At 67.9% G+C, this 18,329-nt stretch carries 15 protein-coding genes; 9 read left to right on the plus strand and 6 right to left on the minus strand.

The window, feature by feature from the left end; translation table 11 throughout:
* Positions 1-143: 143 nt before the first annotated feature.
* Complete coding sequence (locus tag HNO80_RS05910; RefSeq protein ID WP_175321894.1) at positions 144-743, minus strand: GDSL-type esterase/lipase family protein; 600 nt, start codon at positions 741-743, stop codon at positions 144-146.
* A gap of 94 nt (positions 744-837) precedes the next feature.
* Positions 838-4,650, minus strand: coding sequence for a multifunctional oxoglutarate decarboxylase/oxoglutarate dehydrogenase thiamine pyrophosphate-binding subunit/dihydrolipoyllysine-residue succinyltransferase subunit (locus HNO80_RS05915; RefSeq protein ID WP_175321895.1), 3,813 nt, complete (start codon positions 4,648-4,650; stop codon positions 838-840).
* A 268-nt stretch (positions 4,651-4,918) separates the two neighbouring features.
* On the opposite strand from HNO80_RS05915, the gene HNO80_RS05920 reads away from it, so the two are divergent.
* The 7 genes from HNO80_RS05920 (at position 4,919) to HNO80_RS05950 (ending at position 12,944) form a co-directional block, all read left to right on the plus strand.
* The gene (locus tag HNO80_RS05920; RefSeq protein ID WP_175321896.1) at positions 4,919-6,391 is read left to right on the plus strand and encodes a GuaB1 family IMP dehydrogenase-related protein; all 1,473 of its coding nucleotides are present in this window, start codon (positions 4,919-4,921) and stop codon (positions 6,389-6,391) included.
* Positions 6,392-6,711: 320 nt separating this feature from the next.
* Positions 6,712-8,073, plus strand: coding sequence for a hemolysin family protein (locus HNO80_RS05925; protein WP_175321897.1), 1,362 nt, complete (start codon positions 6,712-6,714; stop codon positions 8,071-8,073).
* A complete protein-coding gene (locus HNO80_RS05930) occupies positions 8,070-9,131 on the plus strand; it encodes a hemolysin family protein (protein ID WP_175321898.1) in 1,062 nt (353 codons plus the stop codon). Before HNO80_RS05925 ends, HNO80_RS05930 begins: the two co-directional genes overlap by 4 nt.
* A gap of 105 nt (positions 9,132-9,236) precedes the next feature.
* On the plus strand, positions 9,237-10,154 hold the full coding sequence (locus tag HNO80_RS05935; RefSeq protein WP_175321899.1) for a metal ABC transporter solute-binding protein, Zn/Mn family: 918 nt from the start codon (positions 9,237-9,239) through the stop codon (positions 10,152-10,154).
* A gap of 64 nt (positions 10,155-10,218) precedes the next feature.
* Positions 10,219-11,034 (plus strand): metal ABC transporter ATP-binding protein, encoded by an 816-nt coding sequence (locus tag HNO80_RS05940; RefSeq protein WP_175321900.1) that lies wholly within the window; start codon positions 10,219-10,221, stop codon positions 11,032-11,034.
* Positions 11,035-11,922: a metal ABC transporter permease gene (locus HNO80_RS05945; RefSeq protein WP_175321901.1), complete on the plus strand. Its 888-nt coding sequence runs from the start codon at positions 11,035-11,037 to the stop codon at positions 11,920-11,922.
* A gap of 80 nt (positions 11,923-12,002) precedes the next feature.
* Complete coding sequence (locus tag HNO80_RS05950) at positions 12,003-12,944, plus strand: hypothetical protein (protein ID WP_175321902.1); 942 nt, start codon at positions 12,003-12,005, stop codon at positions 12,942-12,944.
* A gap of 70 nt (positions 12,945-13,014) precedes the next feature.
* Here HNO80_RS05950 and HNO80_RS05955 read toward each other — a convergent pair whose 3' ends face one another.
* Both HNO80_RS05955 and HNO80_RS05960 read right to left on the minus strand, forming a co-directional pair.
* The gene (locus tag HNO80_RS05955) at positions 13,015-13,890 is read right to left on the minus strand and encodes a hypothetical protein (RefSeq protein ID WP_175321903.1); all 876 of its coding nucleotides are present in this window, start codon (positions 13,888-13,890) and stop codon (positions 13,015-13,017) included.
* A 78-nt stretch (positions 13,891-13,968) separates the two neighbouring features.
* Positions 13,969-14,463, minus strand: a complete 495-nt coding sequence (locus HNO80_RS05960; RefSeq protein ID WP_175321904.1) for a Fur family transcriptional regulator — start codon at positions 14,461-14,463, stop codon at positions 13,969-13,971.
* A gap of 107 nt (positions 14,464-14,570) precedes the next feature.
* Between HNO80_RS05960 and HNO80_RS05965 the strand changes: the two genes are divergently transcribed.
* Complete coding sequence (locus HNO80_RS05965) at positions 14,571-15,227, plus strand: MBL fold metallo-hydrolase (RefSeq protein ID WP_175321905.1); 657 nt, start codon at positions 14,571-14,573, stop codon at positions 15,225-15,227.
* 13 nt (positions 15,228-15,240) lie between these two features.
* Here the strand turns inward: HNO80_RS05965 and cds1 are convergent, their stop codons facing one another.
* The gene (cds1, locus tag HNO80_RS05970) at positions 15,241-16,335 is read right to left on the minus strand and encodes an L-cysteine desulfhydrase Cds1 (RefSeq protein ID WP_175321906.1); all 1,095 of its coding nucleotides are present in this window, start codon (positions 16,333-16,335) and stop codon (positions 15,241-15,243) included.
* A gap of 48 nt (positions 16,336-16,383) precedes the next feature.
* Between cds1 and HNO80_RS05975 the strand changes: the two genes are divergently transcribed.
* Complete coding sequence (locus tag HNO80_RS05975) at positions 16,384-17,271, plus strand: sulfurtransferase (RefSeq protein ID WP_175321907.1); 888 nt, start codon at positions 16,384-16,386, stop codon at positions 17,269-17,271.
* Between the two features lie 5 nt (positions 17,272-17,276).
* Here HNO80_RS05975 and HNO80_RS05980 read toward each other — a convergent pair.
* The coding region (locus HNO80_RS05980) for an HNH endonuclease (protein ID WP_175321908.1) at positions 17,277-18,329 on the minus strand (1,053 nt) is incomplete at its 5' end.

Below are 18,329 nucleotides of genomic sequence, written 5' to 3' on the forward strand. Positions count from 1 at the left end.
GGTGCGATCGGGCCAGCGTCTCCGCTTGCGATATATCGCGACTATGGAAACACGCTATCCCGCAGTGCGGGTGCGGTCAAGATATATCGCGACAGGATTGGCAGCGGCAGGCGCCGGCCCAACCCGAAGGTCCGCCGGGCGGCCTACTCCGGCGCGTCGATCCCCAGCCACTGGAACCAGCCCCGGTGCAGCACGAGCCACGCCATCAGGCCGTAACCGGCCTGGCCCGGCGTTCCGCCGTTGGCTGCGAGGTCCTGGCGCCATTGTTCATGGTTCAGCAGTGGCGAGAAGGTGTCCACGTACAGGTGCTTGCGGCGTGTGGTGACATCGGCGAAGGCGGTATTGAGCTCGCCCAGCCGGCGGTTCTGGGCGGGGTCCAGGGTCGGCGGCGGCCCGACGACGAAGACCTCGATCTTGTTCTGCGAAGCGGAGTCCAGGATGTTGGCGAGATTGAGTCGGCTGCGGGCCGTGGAAAGGCCGAACTCGATGTCGCGCCCGGACAAGCCGATGACGAGGCGGTTCTCATGCTGCGGGCCGAACCGCCGGCCGGCTTCCTCGCGCCAGCGCTCGGCCAAGCCTTCGGTGCCTTCCTGCGGGCAGGGCAGCGCGTAGCTTTCGAGGCTGAGTCCGTCGTGGGGAGTGCGGGCGAGCACCCGTCCCAGCCAGCCCAGCGCCCGGGGGTCGCCTAGGCCGGCCAGCAACTCATCTCCAACGGCTGCGATCCGCAGCTTCCGATCTTCCACGACTACCTCTTCATTCCCAATGCCGGTTCAAAGCCTTAAACGAAGCTGCCCGGCCGGAGTCGTGGTGTTCCACCTCCGGCCGGGCAGCCTGGTCTTACTTACGTGCGAATGCCTGCTTGAGCAGGGAATCCTGCTCGGCTGCGTGGCGCTTCATCGAACCTGCCGCGGTCGAAGCCGAGGCCGGCCGGGAGACGAGGCGCACGCGCCGGTCCAACGCATCCGGCAGGTTCAGGCCGATGAACGGCCACGGTCCCTGGTTGGCGGGCTCGTCCTGGGCCCAGACAACTTCGGCGTTCGGGTACTTGGCCAGCTCGGCGGCGATTTCCGCGGCGGGCAGCGGGTAGAGCTGCTCGACCCGGATGATCGCCGTCGTCGTGTCGCCGGTCTTCTGCCGGGTGGACAGCAGGTCGTAGTACAGGCGGCCGGAGACCAGCAGGACGCGTTCGACGGCGTCCGCCTGCAGCTGCTCGTGCTCGGGGATGACCGGGCGGAAGGTGCCCGTGGTGAAGTCTTCCACCGAGGACGCGGCGGCCTTGAGGCGCAGGAGCTGCTTCGGGGTGAAAATGATCAGCGGCTTGCGCGGCCTGCTGTACGCCTGGCGGCGGAGCAGGTGGAAGTGCGAGGCCGGCGTCGTGGGGTTGGCCACGATCATGTTCTCCTCCGCGCAGAGCTGCAGGAAACGCTCGATCCGTGCCGAGGAGTGGTCCGGGCCCTGGCCCTCGTAGCCGTGCGGCAGCATGAGCACCAGCGAGGAGCGCTGGCCCCACTTCTGCTCGGCCGAGGAGATGAACTCGTCGATGATGGTCTGCGCGCCGTTGACGAAGTCACCGAACTGCGCCTCCCAGAGCACCAGCGCGTCCGGGCGCTCGACGGAGTAGCCGTATTCGAAGCCCATGGCCGCGTATTCGGACAAAAGCGAGTCATAGATCCACAGCTTGGCCTGGTCGTCGGAGAGGTGGGCCAGCGGCATCCACTCGTCGCCGTTGGCGCGGTCGTGGAAGACGGCGTGGCGCTGCACAAAGGTGCCGCGGCGCGAGTCCTGGCCGGCAAGCCGGACCGGGACGCCCTCCATGCTGAGCGAGCCGAAGGCCGCGAGTTCGCCGAAGCCCCAGTCGATGCCGCCTTCGCGGGACATCTGCTCACGCTTCTCGAGCAGCTGCTTGAGCTTGGCGTGGACCGTGAAGCCCTCGGGGAATTCGACGTGCGCCTTGCCGATCCGGGCCAGCGTCTCGGTGGAGATCGCGGTGGATTCCGGGGCGCTGATGCCCGAGTCGGACTGCTGGGCGGAGGGCCGTTCCAGATCGGACACCGCCGCGGAATCTGCGGTGATGATCGGGATCGGGGAGGTCTGCGCGGCGTGGGTCTCGGCGAAGACGCGCTCGAGGCGTTCCTGGTAGTCGCGGAGCAGCTGCTCGGCTTCTTCCTCGGTGATGTCGCCGCGGCCGATCAGCGACTCGGTGTAGAGCTTGCGGACCGAACGCTTGGCCTCGATCAGGTTGTACATCAGCGGCTGCGTCATCGAGGGGTCGTCGCCCTCGTTGTGGCCGCGCCGGCGGTAGCAGACCATGTCGATGACAACGTCCTTGTGGAACCGCTGGCGGAACTCGTAGGCGAGTTGGCCGATGCGGACCACTGCCTCCGGGTCGTCGCCGTTCACGTGGAACACCGGTGCCTGGATCATCTTGGCGACGTCCGTGGAGTAGGTGGAGGAACGCGAGGAGGACGGCGCCGTGGTGAAGCCGACCTGGTTGTTGACCACCACGTGGATGGTGCCGCCGGTGCGGTAGCCGCGCAGCTGCGAGAGGTTGAGGGTTTCCGCCACAACGCCCTGGCCGGCAAAGGCCGCATCACCGTGAACCATGATCGGCAGCACGGGGAAGGCCTCGCCCTGGTCCAGGCGGTCCTGCTTGGCGCGGACGATGCCTTCGAGGACGGAGTCCACGGCCTCGAGGTGCGAGGGGTTGGCGGCGAGGTAGACCTTGGTCTCCTTGCCGTTGTCCGAGGTGAAGGTGCCCTCGGTGCCGAGGTGGTACTTCACGTCGCCGGAGCCCTGCACGGAGCGCGGATCCTGGGTGCCCTCAAATTCGCGGAAGACTTGGGCGTAGGTCTTGCCGGCGATGTTGGTGAGTACGTTGAGGCGGCCGCGGTGGGCCATGCCGATGGCTACTTCGTCGAGTTCGTCGTCGGCAGCGTCGGAGATGATGGCGTCCAGCAGAGGGATCAGCGACTCGCCGCCCTCGAGCGAGAAGCGCTTCTGGCCGACGAACTTGGTCTGCAGGAAGGTCTCGAAAGCCTCCGCCGCGTTGAGCTTGGAGACGATCCGGAGCTGTTCGTCACGGCTCGGCTTGGAGTAGGGGTGCTCCAGCTGGTCCTGGAACCACTTGCGCTCTTCCGGATCCTGGATGTGCATGTACTCGATACCTGTGGTGCGGCAGTACGCATCGCGAAGCACACCGAGGATGTCGCGGAACTTCAGCATCGGCTTGCCGCCGAAGCCGCCGGTGGGCCATTCGCGGTCCAGGTCCCACAGGGTCAGGCCGTAGGTCAGGACGTCGAGGTCCGGGTGCTTGCGCTGCACGTACTCGAGCGGATCGGTGTCCGCCATGAGGTGGCCGCGGACGCGGTAGGAGTGGATGAGCTGCTGGATCCGGGCGACCTTGTTGATCTGGTCCGCCGGGTCCACCTGTAGGTCCGGGCTCCAGCGCACGGGCTCGTACGGGATGCGCAGGGACTCGAAGATCTCGTCGTAGAAGTTCTGCGCGCCGAGCAGGAGCTGGTGCACGAGCTTGAGGAACTCGCCGCTGCCGGCACCCTGGATGACGCGGTGGTCATAGGTGGAGGTCAGCGTGAGGACCTTGCTGATGGCGTTCTGCGCGATGATCTTCTCGCTGGCGCCCTGGAACTCGGCCGGGTAGTCAAGGGCGCCGACGCCGATGATGGCCGCCTGGCCCTTGGAGAGGCGGGGGACCGAGTGCACGGTGCCGATGCCGCCGGGGTTGGTCAGCGAGACCGTGGTGCCCGAGTGGTCGTCCGCGGTCAGTTTGCCGTTGCGGGCGCGCTTGATCAGGTCCTCGTAGGTGTGCCAGAACTCGGAGAAGTTGAGGGTCTCAGCCTTCTTGATGTTCGGGACCATGAGCAGCCGGGTGCCGTCGGGCTTGGGCATGTCGATGGCGATGCCGAAGTTCACGTGCGCGGGCTGCACGGCCACGGGCTTGCCGTCGACGACGTCGTAGTAGACGTTCATCGAGGGGAACTGGGCCAGCGCCCGGATGACGGCGTAGCCGATCAGGTGCGTGAAGGAGACCTTGCCGCCGCGGGCGCGGGCGAGGTTGGAGTTGATGACCACGCGGTTGTCGATCAGCAGCTTGGCGGGGATGGCCCGGACGCTCGTCGCGGTGGGGACCTCCAGGCTGGTGACCATGTTGGCGGCAATGGCTTTCGCCGGGCCGCGCAGCACGGAGACGACGTCTTCTTCTGGCGCGGTGGGGGCCTTGACGTTCTTGGGCAGCTGGGCCGGGATGGGGGTGCCGGCGCCGGGCTCGGCGGTCTTCGAACCGTCGCGGGCGACGGTGGCCGGTGCCTTCTGGGCTGCGGCGGGAGCGGGCGCAGCGGCGGGAGCCGGGGTGGCGGCCGGGGCAGCAGGGGCTGCCGGCGCCGGGGCTGCGGGAGCAGACGCAGCAGCGGGCGGCGCTACGACCGGAAGCTCACGGGTGGAAGGGTGCGCGGCGGCCGTTGCCGAGGCGCCGTTGGTCGAGGAACCGTCGCTGGCATCGAAGGACTCGAAGAGCGGCCACCACTTGGCGTCTACCGTGTTCTTGTCCTGCTGGTACCGCTCGTACAGTTCGTCAACGAGCCACTCGTTTCCGCCAAATTCCTCGGGTAGACGGTGGCTAGGCTGCTCTGGCACTTGAAATACGCCTCTTCCATGAGTTTGATTCCCGCTGGTTTCCACGGTGCCGCAGCACGTCAATCGAACCAGTTCTCCGCGTCCAGTGAACCCAGACCTTTGCCAGTCTAGTGACGATTCCGGCCAAACCGCCAATAAGGGTGACTCAAATCATCCACGAGCCGCAACGCCGTCCGATCCGGCCCGGGGGACCGCCCCCGGGCCGGAACCGCCCCGCCGCCCGAGTGCCTCTAGAATCACAACCGAGACCCTCTACGAAGGAGCAGCCGTGCGTTTTTTGAGTGAGCCGACCACCGACCTAACCTATTCGGACATCTTCCTGGTGCCGTCCCGCTCCGACGTCACCTCGCGGCTGGACGTGGACCTCTCGGCGGACGACGGGACCGGTTCCACCATCCCGCTGGTGGTCGCGAACATGACCGCCGTGACCGGGAAGCGGATGGCCGAGACGATGGCACGCCGCGGTGGCCTGGCGGTCCTGCCGCAGGACGTGCCGCTGGACGTGCTTCGGAGCGTCACGGCCTGGGTCAAGGCCCGGCACGCGGTCTTTGAGACGCCGGTCAGCCTGCGCGCCTCGAACACCGTGATCGATGCCCTGCACCTGATGGGCAAGCGTCCGCACGGCGCGGTGGTGGTCGTGGACGACGACGGCGCCGTCGCCGGCGTCGTCCGGGCCGCCGACTTCGAGGGCCAGGACCGTTTCGCTTCCCTTGCCTCCGTGATGCGCCACCAGCCGCTCGTGCTGGACGCCGCGGAGTTCGACGCCGACGGCGCAACTGATTCCGGCGCCATGGCGCTGTCCCTGCGCCGCGCCTTCGACGCCATGGACGCCGCCGGTACCGACTTCGCGCCCGTCCAGCAGGACGGTGTGCTGGCCGGCGTCCTGACCCGCAAGGGCGCTCTGCGCTCCACCTTGTACCGGCCCTCCCTCGACGACGGCGGTGCGCTCAAGGTGGCCGCCGCCGTCGGCATCAACGGCGACGTCGCCGGCCGGGCGTCCGAATTGCTCGCCGCCGGAGTTAACGTGCTGGTGCTGGACACCGCCCACGGCCACCAGCAGAAGATGTTCGACGCCCTGGCGGCGGTCCGGAGCCTGGACCCCGGAGTGCCGGTCGTGGCCGGCAACGTGGTCACCGCGGACGCCACCCGCGAGCTGATCCAGGCCGGTGCGGACATCGTCAAGGTCGGCGTAGGGCCGGGCGCCATGTGCACCACCCGGATGATGACGGCGGTCGGCCGTCCGCAGTTCTCCGCCGTGCTGGAGTGCTCGGCCGCTGCGCGCGATGCCGGCGGCAGGGTCTGGGCCGACGGCGGGGTCCGTTACCCCCGCGACGTGGCGCTGGCCCTCGCGGCCGGCGCGAGCCAGGTCATGATCGGCTCCTGGTTCGCCGGGACGCACGAGAGCCCGGGGGATCTGCAACTGGACGCCAACGGCCGCCAGTTCAAGGAGAGCTTCGGGATGGCCTCGGCGCGGGCGGTGCAGAACCGCAACCAGCGCGAGGGCGCCTTTGAAAAGGACCGTAAAGCCTTGTTCGAGGAAGGCATTTCCACCTCACGGATGTACCTGGACTCCGCCCGCCCGGGCGTGGAGGACCTGCTCGACATGATCACCGCGGGGCTGCGCAGTTCGATGAGCTACGCCGGGGCCGCCGATCTCGCGGCGTTCCGGGAGCGGGCCGTGGCCGGCATCCAGTCGGCGGCGGGATATGAGGAAGGCCGCCCGGTGCCGCAAAGCTGGTGACCGGAGCCGCCGCGGCAACGGCCGCCGTCGGGCGTCACGACGGCGGCCGGCGGCAGCCGCTCCTGTAGACTGAAATTCTTATGGACAGTAAATCTAGGTGCCGGCCTGGGGGCTGTCAGCGCGGAACGGAATCCGTTCCCGCCCAGTCCACCCGCAGAGCCGGCAAACCCCGTTCACGCGCCCATCACTCTTCCGCTGCACGAAAGCGGACGCTGTCCGGACGCAGCGCGTTCCAGGAAACAGGGTCGGCCGCGGCTGACCATCCTCCGCCGGGACGTCTACCCTGGCCGGCTCTCCGGCACTCCGAAGCGGGCCGCTAAATGGAGTGGCTACTGCTCGGAGCTGGACTGCTCCTCATCCTCGGCACCGGCTTCTTCGTCGCCGTTGAATTCTCACTGGTCGCTCTCGACCAGGCCACCGTGCAGCGCGCCGTGGACAACGGCGACGCCGCCGCCGCCCCGCTGCTGAAGTGCCTGAAATCCCTGTCCACGCAGCTCTCCAGCTGCCAGCTCGGCATCACCCTGACCACGCTGCTCACCGGCTACGTGATGGAACCCTCGGTGGGCAAGCTGCTCGAGGGCCCGCTGGGCGCCCTCGGACTCCCGGAGGCCGCGGCGACGTCGGTTTCGCTGGTCCTCGCGATGGCTCTGGCGACCCTGCTGTCGATGCTGATCGGCGAACTGGTCCCGAAGAACATGGCGATCGCACTCTCGTTCCCGGTCGGCAAGGCCCTCGCCCGGCCGCAGCTGGTCTTCACCGCGATCTTCAAGCCGGCCATCGTCGTGCTCAACGGCTTCTCCAACAAGGTCCTGAATGTCTTCGGCCTCGAGGCCAAGGAGGAAATCTCGGGCGCCCGCACCCCGGCCGAGCTCGCCTCGCTGGTGCGCCGCTCGGCCGCGATGGGAACCCTGGACGAACGGACCGCCAACTTCATCTCCCGCACCCTGAAGTTCTCCGGACGGACGGCCGCGGACGTGATGACGCCCCGGATCCGGGTGGAGACCATTGACGGCCACCAGCCGGTCTCGGACATTGTGGAGGCCGCCAAGCGCACCGGTTACTCACGCTTTCCCGTGATCGGCGAGTCCTCGGACGACATCCGCGGCGTGGTGCATGTCAAGAAGGCAATCGCCGTTCCGGTGGACCGGCGCGCCAACCTCGAAGCCGGAGCGATCATGACCGAGGTGCTCCGCGTGCCCGAAACCATCCACCTGGACGGACTGCTCGCCGAACTGCGCGAAGGCAATTTGCAGCTCGCCGTGGTGCTGGACGAGTACGGCGGAACCGCCGGGATCGCCACCCTGGAAGACCTCGTGGAAGAAATTGTCGGGGAAGTGGCCGACGAACATGACAAGGTCCGCCCCGGGCTGCTGCAGAGCGCCTCGGGGGACTGGTACTTCCCGGGCCTGTTGCGCCCGGACGAACTCTCGGAACAGATTCCGGGCCTCACCGTCCCGGATGAGGCGGCCTACGAGACGGTCGGCGGTTACGTTATGAGCCAGCTCGGACGCATCGCGGCCGTGGGCGATATTGTCGACGTCGGCGGCGGAAAGCTGAGCGTCACCCGTATGGACGGACGCCGGATCGACCGCATCTGCTTCAAGCCCGCACCGCCGGAGCACGAGCCGCACGGCGGCAACAACGGGCGCATTGACGCTGCCGGAAAGGCCGGTGCCGCATGAGCGACTGGCTGGGAATACTCTGGCTCGCGATACTGCTGTTGGGCAACGCGTTCTTCGTCGCGGCGGAATTCGCCGTCATGTCCGCCCGCCGCAGCCAAATCGAGCCCCTCGCCGAGTCCGGGTCCAAGCGGGCCCAGACCACGCTGCGGGCCATGGAAAACGTCTCGCTCATGCTGGCCTGCGCCCAGCTCGGGATCACGGTCTGCTCGCTGCTGATCCTGCAGGTGGCCGAGCCGGCCATCCACCACCTCATGGCCGTTCCGCTGGAGGCGCTCGGGGTCCCGATGGAGATGGCCGACGTCGTGGCGTTCGCCATCGCGCTGCTGGCGGTCACCTTCCTGCACGTGACTTTCGGCGAGATGGTGCCGAAGAACATCTCCGTCTCGGTGGCGGACAAGGCGGCCCTGCTGCTGGCCCCGCCGCTGATGTTCATTGCCCGGGCGGTCAAGCCGGCGATCGTGGCCCTCAACTGGTCCGCGAACCACATCCTGAAGCTGATGCGGATCGAGCCGAAGGACGAGGTGACCTCCTCCTTCACGCTTGAGGAAGTCCAGTCCATCGTGCAGGAGTCCACCCGGCACGGCCTGGTGGACGACGACGCGGGACTGATCACGGGTGCGCTGGAGTTCTCCGAACATACTGCGTCCCAGGTCATGGTTCCGTTGGACAAACTCGTGATGCTCAAGGCCGCCACGACGCCGGAGGAGTTCGAGAAGGCCGTCAGCCGCACCGGTTTCTCCCGCTTCCCGATGCTCGACGACGAGGGCATGCTCTCGGGCTACCTCCACATCAAGGACGTGCTGTCGATCCCGGAGGCCGGCTACCAGCACCCGATCGCGGAAAGCCGCATCCGCTCGCTGGCCAACCTGGCCATGGAAGACGAGATCGAAAAGGCGATGTCCGTCATGCAGCGCACCGGTTCACACCTTGCCCGTGTGATTGGTCCGGACGGGCACACCCAGGGCGTGCTGTTCCTGGAAGACGTGATTGAGCAGCTGGTCGGGGAGATCCGGGACGCCACGCAGGCAACCGGCTACCGCAGGCTCGGACAGGACTAGCGGAGACGGGCAACACGAGTCTGACCCTAAATAGGAATGATTCCCATTTAGGGTTAGACTCGTTGTGTTGCTAATGCTTCTCAATAACAGATCCGAGGTATTTCCGTGCGCCGTTCTGCCGCCGCTCTTCTCCTTGCCGGCCTCAGCAGCCTTCTGCTGACGGCCTGCGGCCCGACGTCGGCCGGCGACCGGCCCGGCGCGGGCGACGGCGTCGTTGAGGTGGTGGCCTCGACCAGCGTGTACGGCGACATCGTCCGCAGCGTCGGCGGCGACAAGGTGCGGGTCACCTCGATCATCAGCCGGACCAGCCAGGATCCGCACTCCTACGAGGCCACCACGCAGGACAAGCTGGCCATCTCCAAGGCCGAACTGGTGGTGGAGAACGGCGGCGGCTACGACGATTTCCTGGACAAGCTGGCCGGGGATACCGGGTTGGACGGGAAGAACCTGCTCAACGCCGTCAAGGTCTCCGGGCTGGCCTCCGGGAGCCCAGTCACGTTCAACGAACACGTCTGGTACAGCCCCGCCGCGATGAGCCGGCTGGCGGACGCGCTGGCGGAGAAGCTGGGCGCCCTCGAGCCTTCTTCGGCCGGGGACTTCCGGAACAACGCCACGGCGCTGAAGAAGGAGCTCGGCGGACTGGAAACCCGGCTGTCGGGACTCAAGGCCTCGGCGGCCCACGGCGGCGTCGCCGTCACGGAACCCGTGCCGCTCTACCTGTTGGAAGCTGCGGGCCTGCAGAACCGGACGCCGGCCGAATACAGCGCCGCCATCGAAGCCGGCTCGGATGTTCCACCCGCCGTGCTCCGCTCCGCCATCGACGTCGTGAAGTCCGGCGGGATCCGTCTGCTGGCCTACAACCCGCAGACGGAAGGGCCACAGACCCGCGCGCTCAAGGACGCCGCCGTCGCCGCCGGCGTTCCCGTCGTGGACTTCAGTGAGACCCTGCCGGAGGGTCAGGCGTACCTGCAGTGGATGACCGGCAACGTGGACAACCTGGCCAAGGCCCTCGTCCGGGGCTAGCCCGGCCTAAGATAATCGCAACGGCGTGGGCACCTGGCCTAAGCAGAAATCGAGGAAAACCCAGTTGACACCCGTAGTGAGCCTGCGCGGAGCCTCCCTCACGTTCGGCAACCGGACCTTATGGAAGGACCTGGACCTGGACATCCACCCCGGTGAATTCTTCGCCGTGTTGGGACCCAACGGCAGCGGCAAGACCACCCTCCTCAAGGTCCTGCTCGGCCTGCAGGAACTGAGCTCCGGGACCGCCGTCCTGGACGGCCAGCCCATCACCCGGGGCAGCCGGCGGATCGGCTACGTCCCGCAGCAGGAATCGTTCGACCCGGACACCCCGCTGCGCGCCAGGGACCTGGTGGGCCTCGGCGTCGACGGTCACCGCTGGGGGATCCGCCTCGGCGGGGCCAGCGTGAACCGCAGGATCGACGGGCTGCTCGCCGAGGTGGGTGCGCAGGACTACGCCAAGGTCCCGGTCGGAAAGCTCTCCGGCGGTGAGCAGCAGCGGCTGCGGGTGGCCCAGGCCCTCGCCACGGAGCCCAAGGTGCTGCTGTGCGATGAACCGCTGCTCTCGCTGGACCTGCACCACCAGCAGGCGGTCAGCGCGCTGATCAACAAACAGTGCCACGAGCAGGACAGCGCGGTGATCTTTGTGACCCACGAGATCAACCCGATCATGGATTACGTGGACCGCGTGCTCTACCTGGCCGGCGGCCGTTTCCGGGTGGGCACGCCCGAGGAAGTCATGACCACGGAGGTCCTGTCGGATCTGTACGGCAGCCATGTGGAAGTGATCCGCGCCAACGGCCGGCTGATCGTGGTGGGCCTGCCGGACGCGACGACGCACCACCACGAGGACGCCCACTCGATCGCAGGGGAGGTGGGCTAGATGGATCTGGACAGCGTGCTCCATGCGATCTTCAACTTCGAGAACTACGGCGAACTGCTGGTGCTGGTGCAGAACTCCATCTGGGCCGGCGCGGTGCTGGGCCTGCTCGGCGGCCTGGTGGGCACCTTCGTGATGAAGCGTGACCTCGCCTTCGCGGTGCACGGCATCTCCGAACTCTCCTTCGCCGGCGCGGCCTTCGCCCTGCTGGTCGGCGCCGACGTGGTGCTCGGCTCGCTCGCCGGATCGGTGGTGGCGGCGCTGCTGCTGGGCCTGATGGGGGTCCGGGCCAGGGACAAGAACTCGACCATCGGGGTGCTCATGCCGTTCGGCCTGGGTCTGGGCATTCTCTTCCTCTCGCTCTACGAGGGCCGGGCCGCGAACAAGTTCGGCCTGCTCACCGGCCAGATTGTGTCCGTCGGCACCGTGCAGCTGCAGGTCCTGGCGGTTGCCGCCGTCGTCGTTATGCTGGCGCTGATCGCCATCTGGCGGCCGCTGACCTTCGCGAGCGTGGACCCCCGGGTGGCCGCGGCGCGGGGTGTCCCGGTGCGCGGGCTGGCGCTGGGCTTCATGCTGCTGCTGGGCGTGAGCGTGGCCCTGTCCATCCAGATCGTCGGCGCGCTGCTGGTGCTGGCGCTGCTGATCACTCCGGCCGCCGCGGCCCTGCGAGTGACCTCGTCGCCGCGGCTGGTGGTGCTCCTCAGCGTGGTCTTCGCGGTGACGGCAACCGTGGGCGGGATCCTGCTGGCGCTCGGCGGCCGGCTCCCGATCAGCCCCTACGTGACCACGCTGTCCTTTCTGATCTACGTGGTGTGCCGGGTGATCGGCGGCATCCGGGAGCGGCGCGGCTACAACGGCCGGATCGTCCCGCCGGCGCCGGCGCAGGGATAGGTCCAGGGACCCGTTCCTTCCCCGCCGTGCCGTTCGTCCGGATGGTCGCTTCGGGCAGCGGCCGGAAGTACAGTGCAGGCATGGGGGATAAACAGAGAAGAACGCTGCGGCCGTTTCTGCGCCTAGTGGTGCTCATGCTGCTGCTCTCGACGGCGGCTTCCGGATGCCTTGCGGAGCCGCGGCAGCCGGACCTGTCCGGCCGGGAGGACTTCGCCCGGAGTGTCATGTCCGCAGCTGTGTCCGGCTCCGTAGAAAGCGTCGAAGCTCTGGTCGACCCGGTCTTCAGCAACACCCGGCCCGAAGCCCAACAGCTGGTCGACTCCGCCCGGGGCTGGACTCCGGGCTCTTGGCAGCTCGGGATCAGCAACGATTTCCCGGAGGTAGCCAACGTCACCGCCTCGCGGAACGGACACGCCTCCGCCGTCCGCTTCGCGATCTCGTGGAGCGATGACCGCTGGGTCCTGGTGATGGGGGAGTCAACGGGCGGCCCGAGCGGCGGTGCAAGCGTCGGAGCGAAGCCCGTCGGCCCCGGCGCCGATCCCAAGATCCTGTCCGAAGGGGCCGCTCCGACTACGGGCGCTTCAAGCCAGCCGACGGAGCCGACGCAGCCGGCCGGCCCGCGCGCGGCATGCCCCGCCAGCACAGCCGGAACTGGCTCCGGTACTGGCACCGACGCACTGACCTGCCGGACGTTCACCTCGACGTCGGGCTACGCCCGCGGCCACAACATGCAATGGCTGACATCGTCGCCGCTGCACGTGAGCTTTGACCGGATGGACGGGGTTACCATGGTGGTCCGGATGCCGTGCGGCGTACTGAACGTCCCTGTTTCAGTGGACAATTTCGGGCTGGTTCCCGACACGGCCCGCATGGCGGAGTCGGCCGACGGCTGCGCCGGCCCGGATACGGAACACCGGGCCTGGACAAGTGCCTTTTTCAAGGCGCCGCTGGTCTACCAGCTGGATTCCGCAGAGCTCGTGCTTACCAGTGAGCTCGGCCAGGTCCGGTTCAAGCAGAACTGAGGTGCGGGACGCAATTTCACGCTTCGCCCCGCCGCTGCTGGAACTCAGGATGTCCGCGCCGCTGGGCTGACTAGCATTTTCGGCGTCCGCGGTAGTGGTGGAGAACCCGGAGGAATTCGTCGGCTGACAGTCCTTCAAGGGTGAGTCCAAAGACGTGTCCGCGTCCTACGAAGAGCTTCTGGACGAGTGTTTCATCCGACGGCGATTTAGTGAGGATCCAGCGGGCGAAGTGAGGCGTGAGGTGCTGGAGATGCTTGCATCGCTCATGCATCTCGTCCCCTGCGCTGTACCCGGTGCCGATCACCAGACCCCGCTGCCGGCGGCGCTGGACCCGCCGGAGAGCCTCTCCGATGAGCAGGACTTCCTCGACCGCGTGCAGGGAATACTCCTGCGCGGCAAAATCCGTGAGGCCGACGGGCGCGGTGAGTCCGAGTGCCGCGTAGGCGTCCAGGACAATTTCGAAGTTGTAGGGCTGAAACGTGAGGAAGTCCCGGATAAAGCGCTCACCCGAGAACTTGGATTGGATGCTGCGCACAAGGCTTTCGGTCTTCCCATGCCTATGCCAGCGGCTTGGGTGCGGGGTGCCGTCGTGCAGGCTGATCTCCATCGCCACGGCAAATGGTCCGTCGGACCGCAGGTCCCGGTCGAAGGCAGTAAGGGTTTCCGTTGTGAACGTGCCGAAACACTTGAGCCCGTCCGCTATCTGGGCCCTTCGATGGCTGCGCTCCGTCTCCCGTAGCCACGCTGAAAACAGGGCGGCTTCGCGGCGGTGTTCCTTGGTCAATCCGCGGGCCAAGAGTGTTTCCTCGGAGACAGCGGCCGACCGCTCGGCCGACCGCTCGGCCGCTGTCCGGTCCTCGTCCTCCGTTTTCAGCCGGTACTCCGCCCACACCCGTTCCGCCAACTCCGACAGGATCCGGGCCCGCTCGCTATCCAGCTCGTTCATGGACCTGATCCTAAGGGCCGGTCTCCTAGATGTGCTCGTAACCGGTCTTATAGGACCGACAGGACCAGCCGGGGTTCTCTAGCGTCCGGCCTGCAGGGCCGCGCAGTCGGGGCACAGCCCGAAGATTTCCACGGTGTGTTCGACGGCGGTGAAGCCGTGCTCGCTCGCGATCCGCGCGGCCCAGGCCTCGACGGCGGGTGCTTCGACCTCGACGGCCTTGCCGCAATTGCGGCACAGCAGGTGGTGGTGGTGCCCGGTGACGGCGCAACGTCGGTAGACCACCTCGCCGTCGGCGTTCCGCAGCACGTCCACCAGGCCGTCGTCGGCGAGGGACTGCAGGATCCGGTAGGAGGTGGCGAGCGAAACCGAGGTGCCCCGCTCCTGCAGGATGCGGTGCAGTTCCTGGGTGCTGACGAAGTCGGCCAGCTCGTCCAGGGCGGCGCTGACGGCCAGCCGCTGCTTCGTGACGCGTTGTTCCTTACCCGGTTCCTTGCCAGCTGGCTGATCCTTCGGGCCGGCGACGGCGGCCTCGGCCGGCGCCTGGCTGCCGCCGGTGGTGGCGCCGTGGGACATGGGGGGAACTCGCTTCGCTGGGGGTCATGCTGCGGGTAGTGGCAGGTTCCCAGATTACCAGCCGGGCCACGTGGACACCGCTTCGCAGGGCACCATAGGCTGGCCGGATGAAGCTGACGAAATTCACCCACGCCTGCGTCCGTCTCGAAAAGGAAGGCCGCGTGCTGGTGCTGGACCCGGGTACCTTCTCCGAGGCTGAGCAGGCCCTCGCCGGTGCGGACGCCGTCCTGATCACCCATGAGCACGCGGATCACGTCGACGTCGACGCAGTCACCGATGCCCTGCTGGCGAACAAGGAGCTGCAGCTCTTTGCTCCCGACGGCGTGGCGTCCCAGTTGCGAGGCAAGGCGCCCGGGGCGGCGGAACGGATCAACACGGTGGCAGCGGGCAGCAGCTTCGACGCGGCCGGTTTTGCCATCCGGAGCTTCGGCGGCCAGCACGCCCTCATCCATCCGCAGATCCCGGTGGTCGCCAACGTCGGCTATCTGGTGGACTCCAACGTCTACCACCCGGGGGATTCCTTTGCGATCCCGGACGGCATCGACGTGCAGACCCTGCTGGTGCCGATCCACGCCCCGTGGAACAAAGTGGGTGAAGTGGTGGACTTCGTGATCGGCGTGCGTGCGCCGCGGGCGTTCCCGATCCACGACGCCCTGCTGAACGACACGGGACGCGGCCTGGTGGAGGGGCATGTCACGCGGATCGGCGCCAGGTACGGCACCGAATACCGGCACCTTTCCAGCGGCGAATCGGTGGAGGTCTAGTTTCCGCTACTGGTCACACAGGCCAGGCCCCGCTGGCAAAGAACTCGCGGAGCGTGGCCTCGTGTGGTGCCGGATCCAGGCCCTGGGACTGCAGCCACTCCGAGCTGTAGTAGTTGCCGGAGTAGCGGTCGCCGGCGTCGCACATCAATGACACCACGCTGCCGCGGCGCCCCTCGGCGACCATCTCGGCGATCAGCTGCCAGACGCCCCAGAGGTTCGTGCCGGTGGACGGGCCGGCGTGCAGCCCGGCGTAATCGCGCAGGTGCCGCATGGCCGCCACCGAGGCGGCATCCGGCACCTGGATCATGTGGTCGATCACGGCCGGCACGAAGCTCGGCTCCAGCCGGGGCCGGCCGATGCCCTCGATCCGGGACGGCAAGCCGGTCGCACCAGCCGTAGCGCCGCCGTCGCGGCTGGCCACCCAGCCGGGGAAGAACGCCGAATTCTCCGGGTCGACGACGGCGAGTCCGGTGTCATGCCGCTGGTAGCGCAGGTAGCGGCCGATCGTGGCGCTTGTCCCGCCGGTGCCGGCGCCCACGACGATCCAGCGGGGGACCGGGTGCTCCTCGAGCGCCAGCTGGCCAAAGATTGACTCGGCGATGTTGTTGTTGCCCCGCCAGTCGGTGGCGCGCTCGGCGTAGGTGAACTGGTCCATGTAATGGCCGCCGGTGCTGCGGGCCAGGTCCTCGGCCGCCGCGTAGACCTCGGAGGCGTGGTCCACCAAGTGGCACGAGCCGCCAAACTGTTCGATCAGAGCGATCTTCTCGCGGCTAGTGGTCCGGGTCATTACGGCAATGAACGGCAGCCCCAGCAATTGCGCAAAATAGGCCTCTGAGACGGCCGTGCTGCCGCTGGAGGCTTCCACGATGGTGGTCCCTTCGCGGATCCAGCCATTGACCAGCCCGAACAGGAACAGCGAACGGGCCAGCCGGTGCTTGAGGCTTCCGGTGCGGTGGGTGGATTCGTCTTTGAGATACAGCTGGACACCCCAGTGCTCCGGCAGGGGCACCGAATAAAGGTGGGTGTCGGCTGATCTGTTGTTCTCGGCATTGATCCGGCGGATGGCTTCGTCAGCCCAAATCCGGTCCTGCTGGCGCACTCTTGTCACCGCACCAGCCTACCCGCGGCGGTGCCGGTCCAGCGTTAGAGTGGGCGGATGGAGACCCTGATGACTGTGGCCCAACTCAAGGAGCGGATGGACTCCGGCGCGCGGACCGTGCTGCTGGACGTCCGGTGGGCGCTGGGCGACCCGCACGGCCGGGCGCATTACCTGGAGGCGCACCTGCCCGGCGCGGTGTTTGTGGACCTCGCAACCGAGCTCGCCGGCCCGGCCGATCCCAGCCGGGGACGCCATCCCTTGCCGCCGCTGGAGCAGTTCCAGCAGTCCGCGCGCGGTTGGGGTGTCCGGGACGGCGACGTGGTGGTGGCCTACGACGACACCGGCAATCTTGCTGCGGCCAGACTCTGGTGGATGCTGCGCAACGCAGGCTTCCCCACGGTCTGCTTGCTCGACGGCGGCCTGGCCGCCTGGCGCGCGGAGGGACTCGACGTCGAAAGCGGCGAACCCCGCGTGGAGGCGGGCGACGTCGTGCTCTCCGACGGTGCCATGCCGGTGATCGGCGCGGCTGAGGCAGCCGCATGGTCCGGCAGGGGCCTCTTGCTGGATGCCCGTGCCGGGGAGCGGTACCGCGGCGAGATAGAACCCGTGGACCCCCGCGCCGGACACATTCCCGGCGCCGTGAGTGCACCCACCACCGGGAACCTGGCGGCGGACGGCCGATTCCTCCCGGCAGCCACGCTTCGCGAACGCTTCACCGGCCTTGGCGTGCAGGCGGGGCTGCCGACCGCCGTGTACTGCGGCTCAGGGGTGACCGCGGCCCACGAGATCGCGGCGCTAGAGATCGCGGGCTTCACCGCGGCCCTGTACCCGGGTTCGTTCTCGGAATGGTCCAACAATCCATCAAACGACGTCGTGACCGGCGCTGCTCCTGAGGGCGACGCGTCCCAGGCAGACCAGGCAACCAGCCCCGCGCAGGGCGGCTGATTCAGCTAGGCGGCTGACTGCGCAGCCGGGCAGGCGCCCACCATTACATTCGCCCGGTGCCCCAGTTTGGCCCGGTGCCGGAGTTTGGCGCGGTGCCGGAGCTCTCTGCTCTGGAGGGGCGGCTTTGGCGGGTCCGCGGTGATCTTGTCGTCTTCGGAGCGCGGTTGTCTCCGCGCGGTGACGCTGGTTCCGGGCAGCGGCGGTGCGGTGGAGTCGTAGCTGTGGCCGGTCGGCGTAGTCAATTGGAGGGTGTGGCGGGGGCCGGGGCGGGGCTGGGCGCTCCAGCCGGGGCTTTCTTTGGTGTGGTTGCAGGCTTCGCAGAGTCCGGCGCCGTTGCTGAGGCTGGTGGTTCCACCGTCGTGCCAGGGGACGATGTGGTCCAAGTGGCGGATCGGGGCGTCGCAGTAGGGGGTCCTGCAGGTGTCGTCCCGGGCCTGGATGAACCGGCGGAGCCCTGCGGGGAAGAGCCTGGCGCGGGAGTCCATGGCCACGAGTTCGCCGGAGCCGGGAGCAGTGTAGAGCCGGCGGAGCCAGGTCGTGAATGCGCGTTCGTCCGCCGAACTGGCATCCGTGCTGCCGGCCTTGGGCCCGGAAGTGCTGTCGCCGCTCCCGCCGTCGGCGCTGGTGTCAGGGGCTGCGCCACCGAAGTCTTTGAGCAAACTTCTGGTCCACCCGGCGGGGACGGTGCCGTAGCCGGGGAGGCGGGCAGGCTCGCTGTCGGCCTGGAAGAGGGTGCGGTCGGTCATGATCAGCTGGATTTCGATGCCGCTGATCCCGCCGGCTTTCCCGGTGATGCGTTCGACCAGGGTGTCGGCCTTCAGTTGGTCCCGGCTCCGGGTGTCCCCGCCGGCGCGGGCGGCGTCGGCGTGCCGGGTGAGGGCCGCGTGCACGGCGACGCCCTGGCTGACCGGCAATATCGCGGTCAGATAGCACATGGTGTCCGGAGCCGGGCGGAGGCTGACGTGGCGTTCGGTTTCGGCGTGGGCGGCGCGCTGGGTGACGGAGCGCGGGTCGCGCCGGTACGCGGCGGTGCGTGCCGCGGCCACTACCGCGCGATC

It is taken from the genome of Arthrobacter sp. C9C5 (assembly GCF_013359735.1).
Classification (GTDB): Bacteria; Actinomycetota; Actinomycetes; order Actinomycetales; family Micrococcaceae; genus Arthrobacter.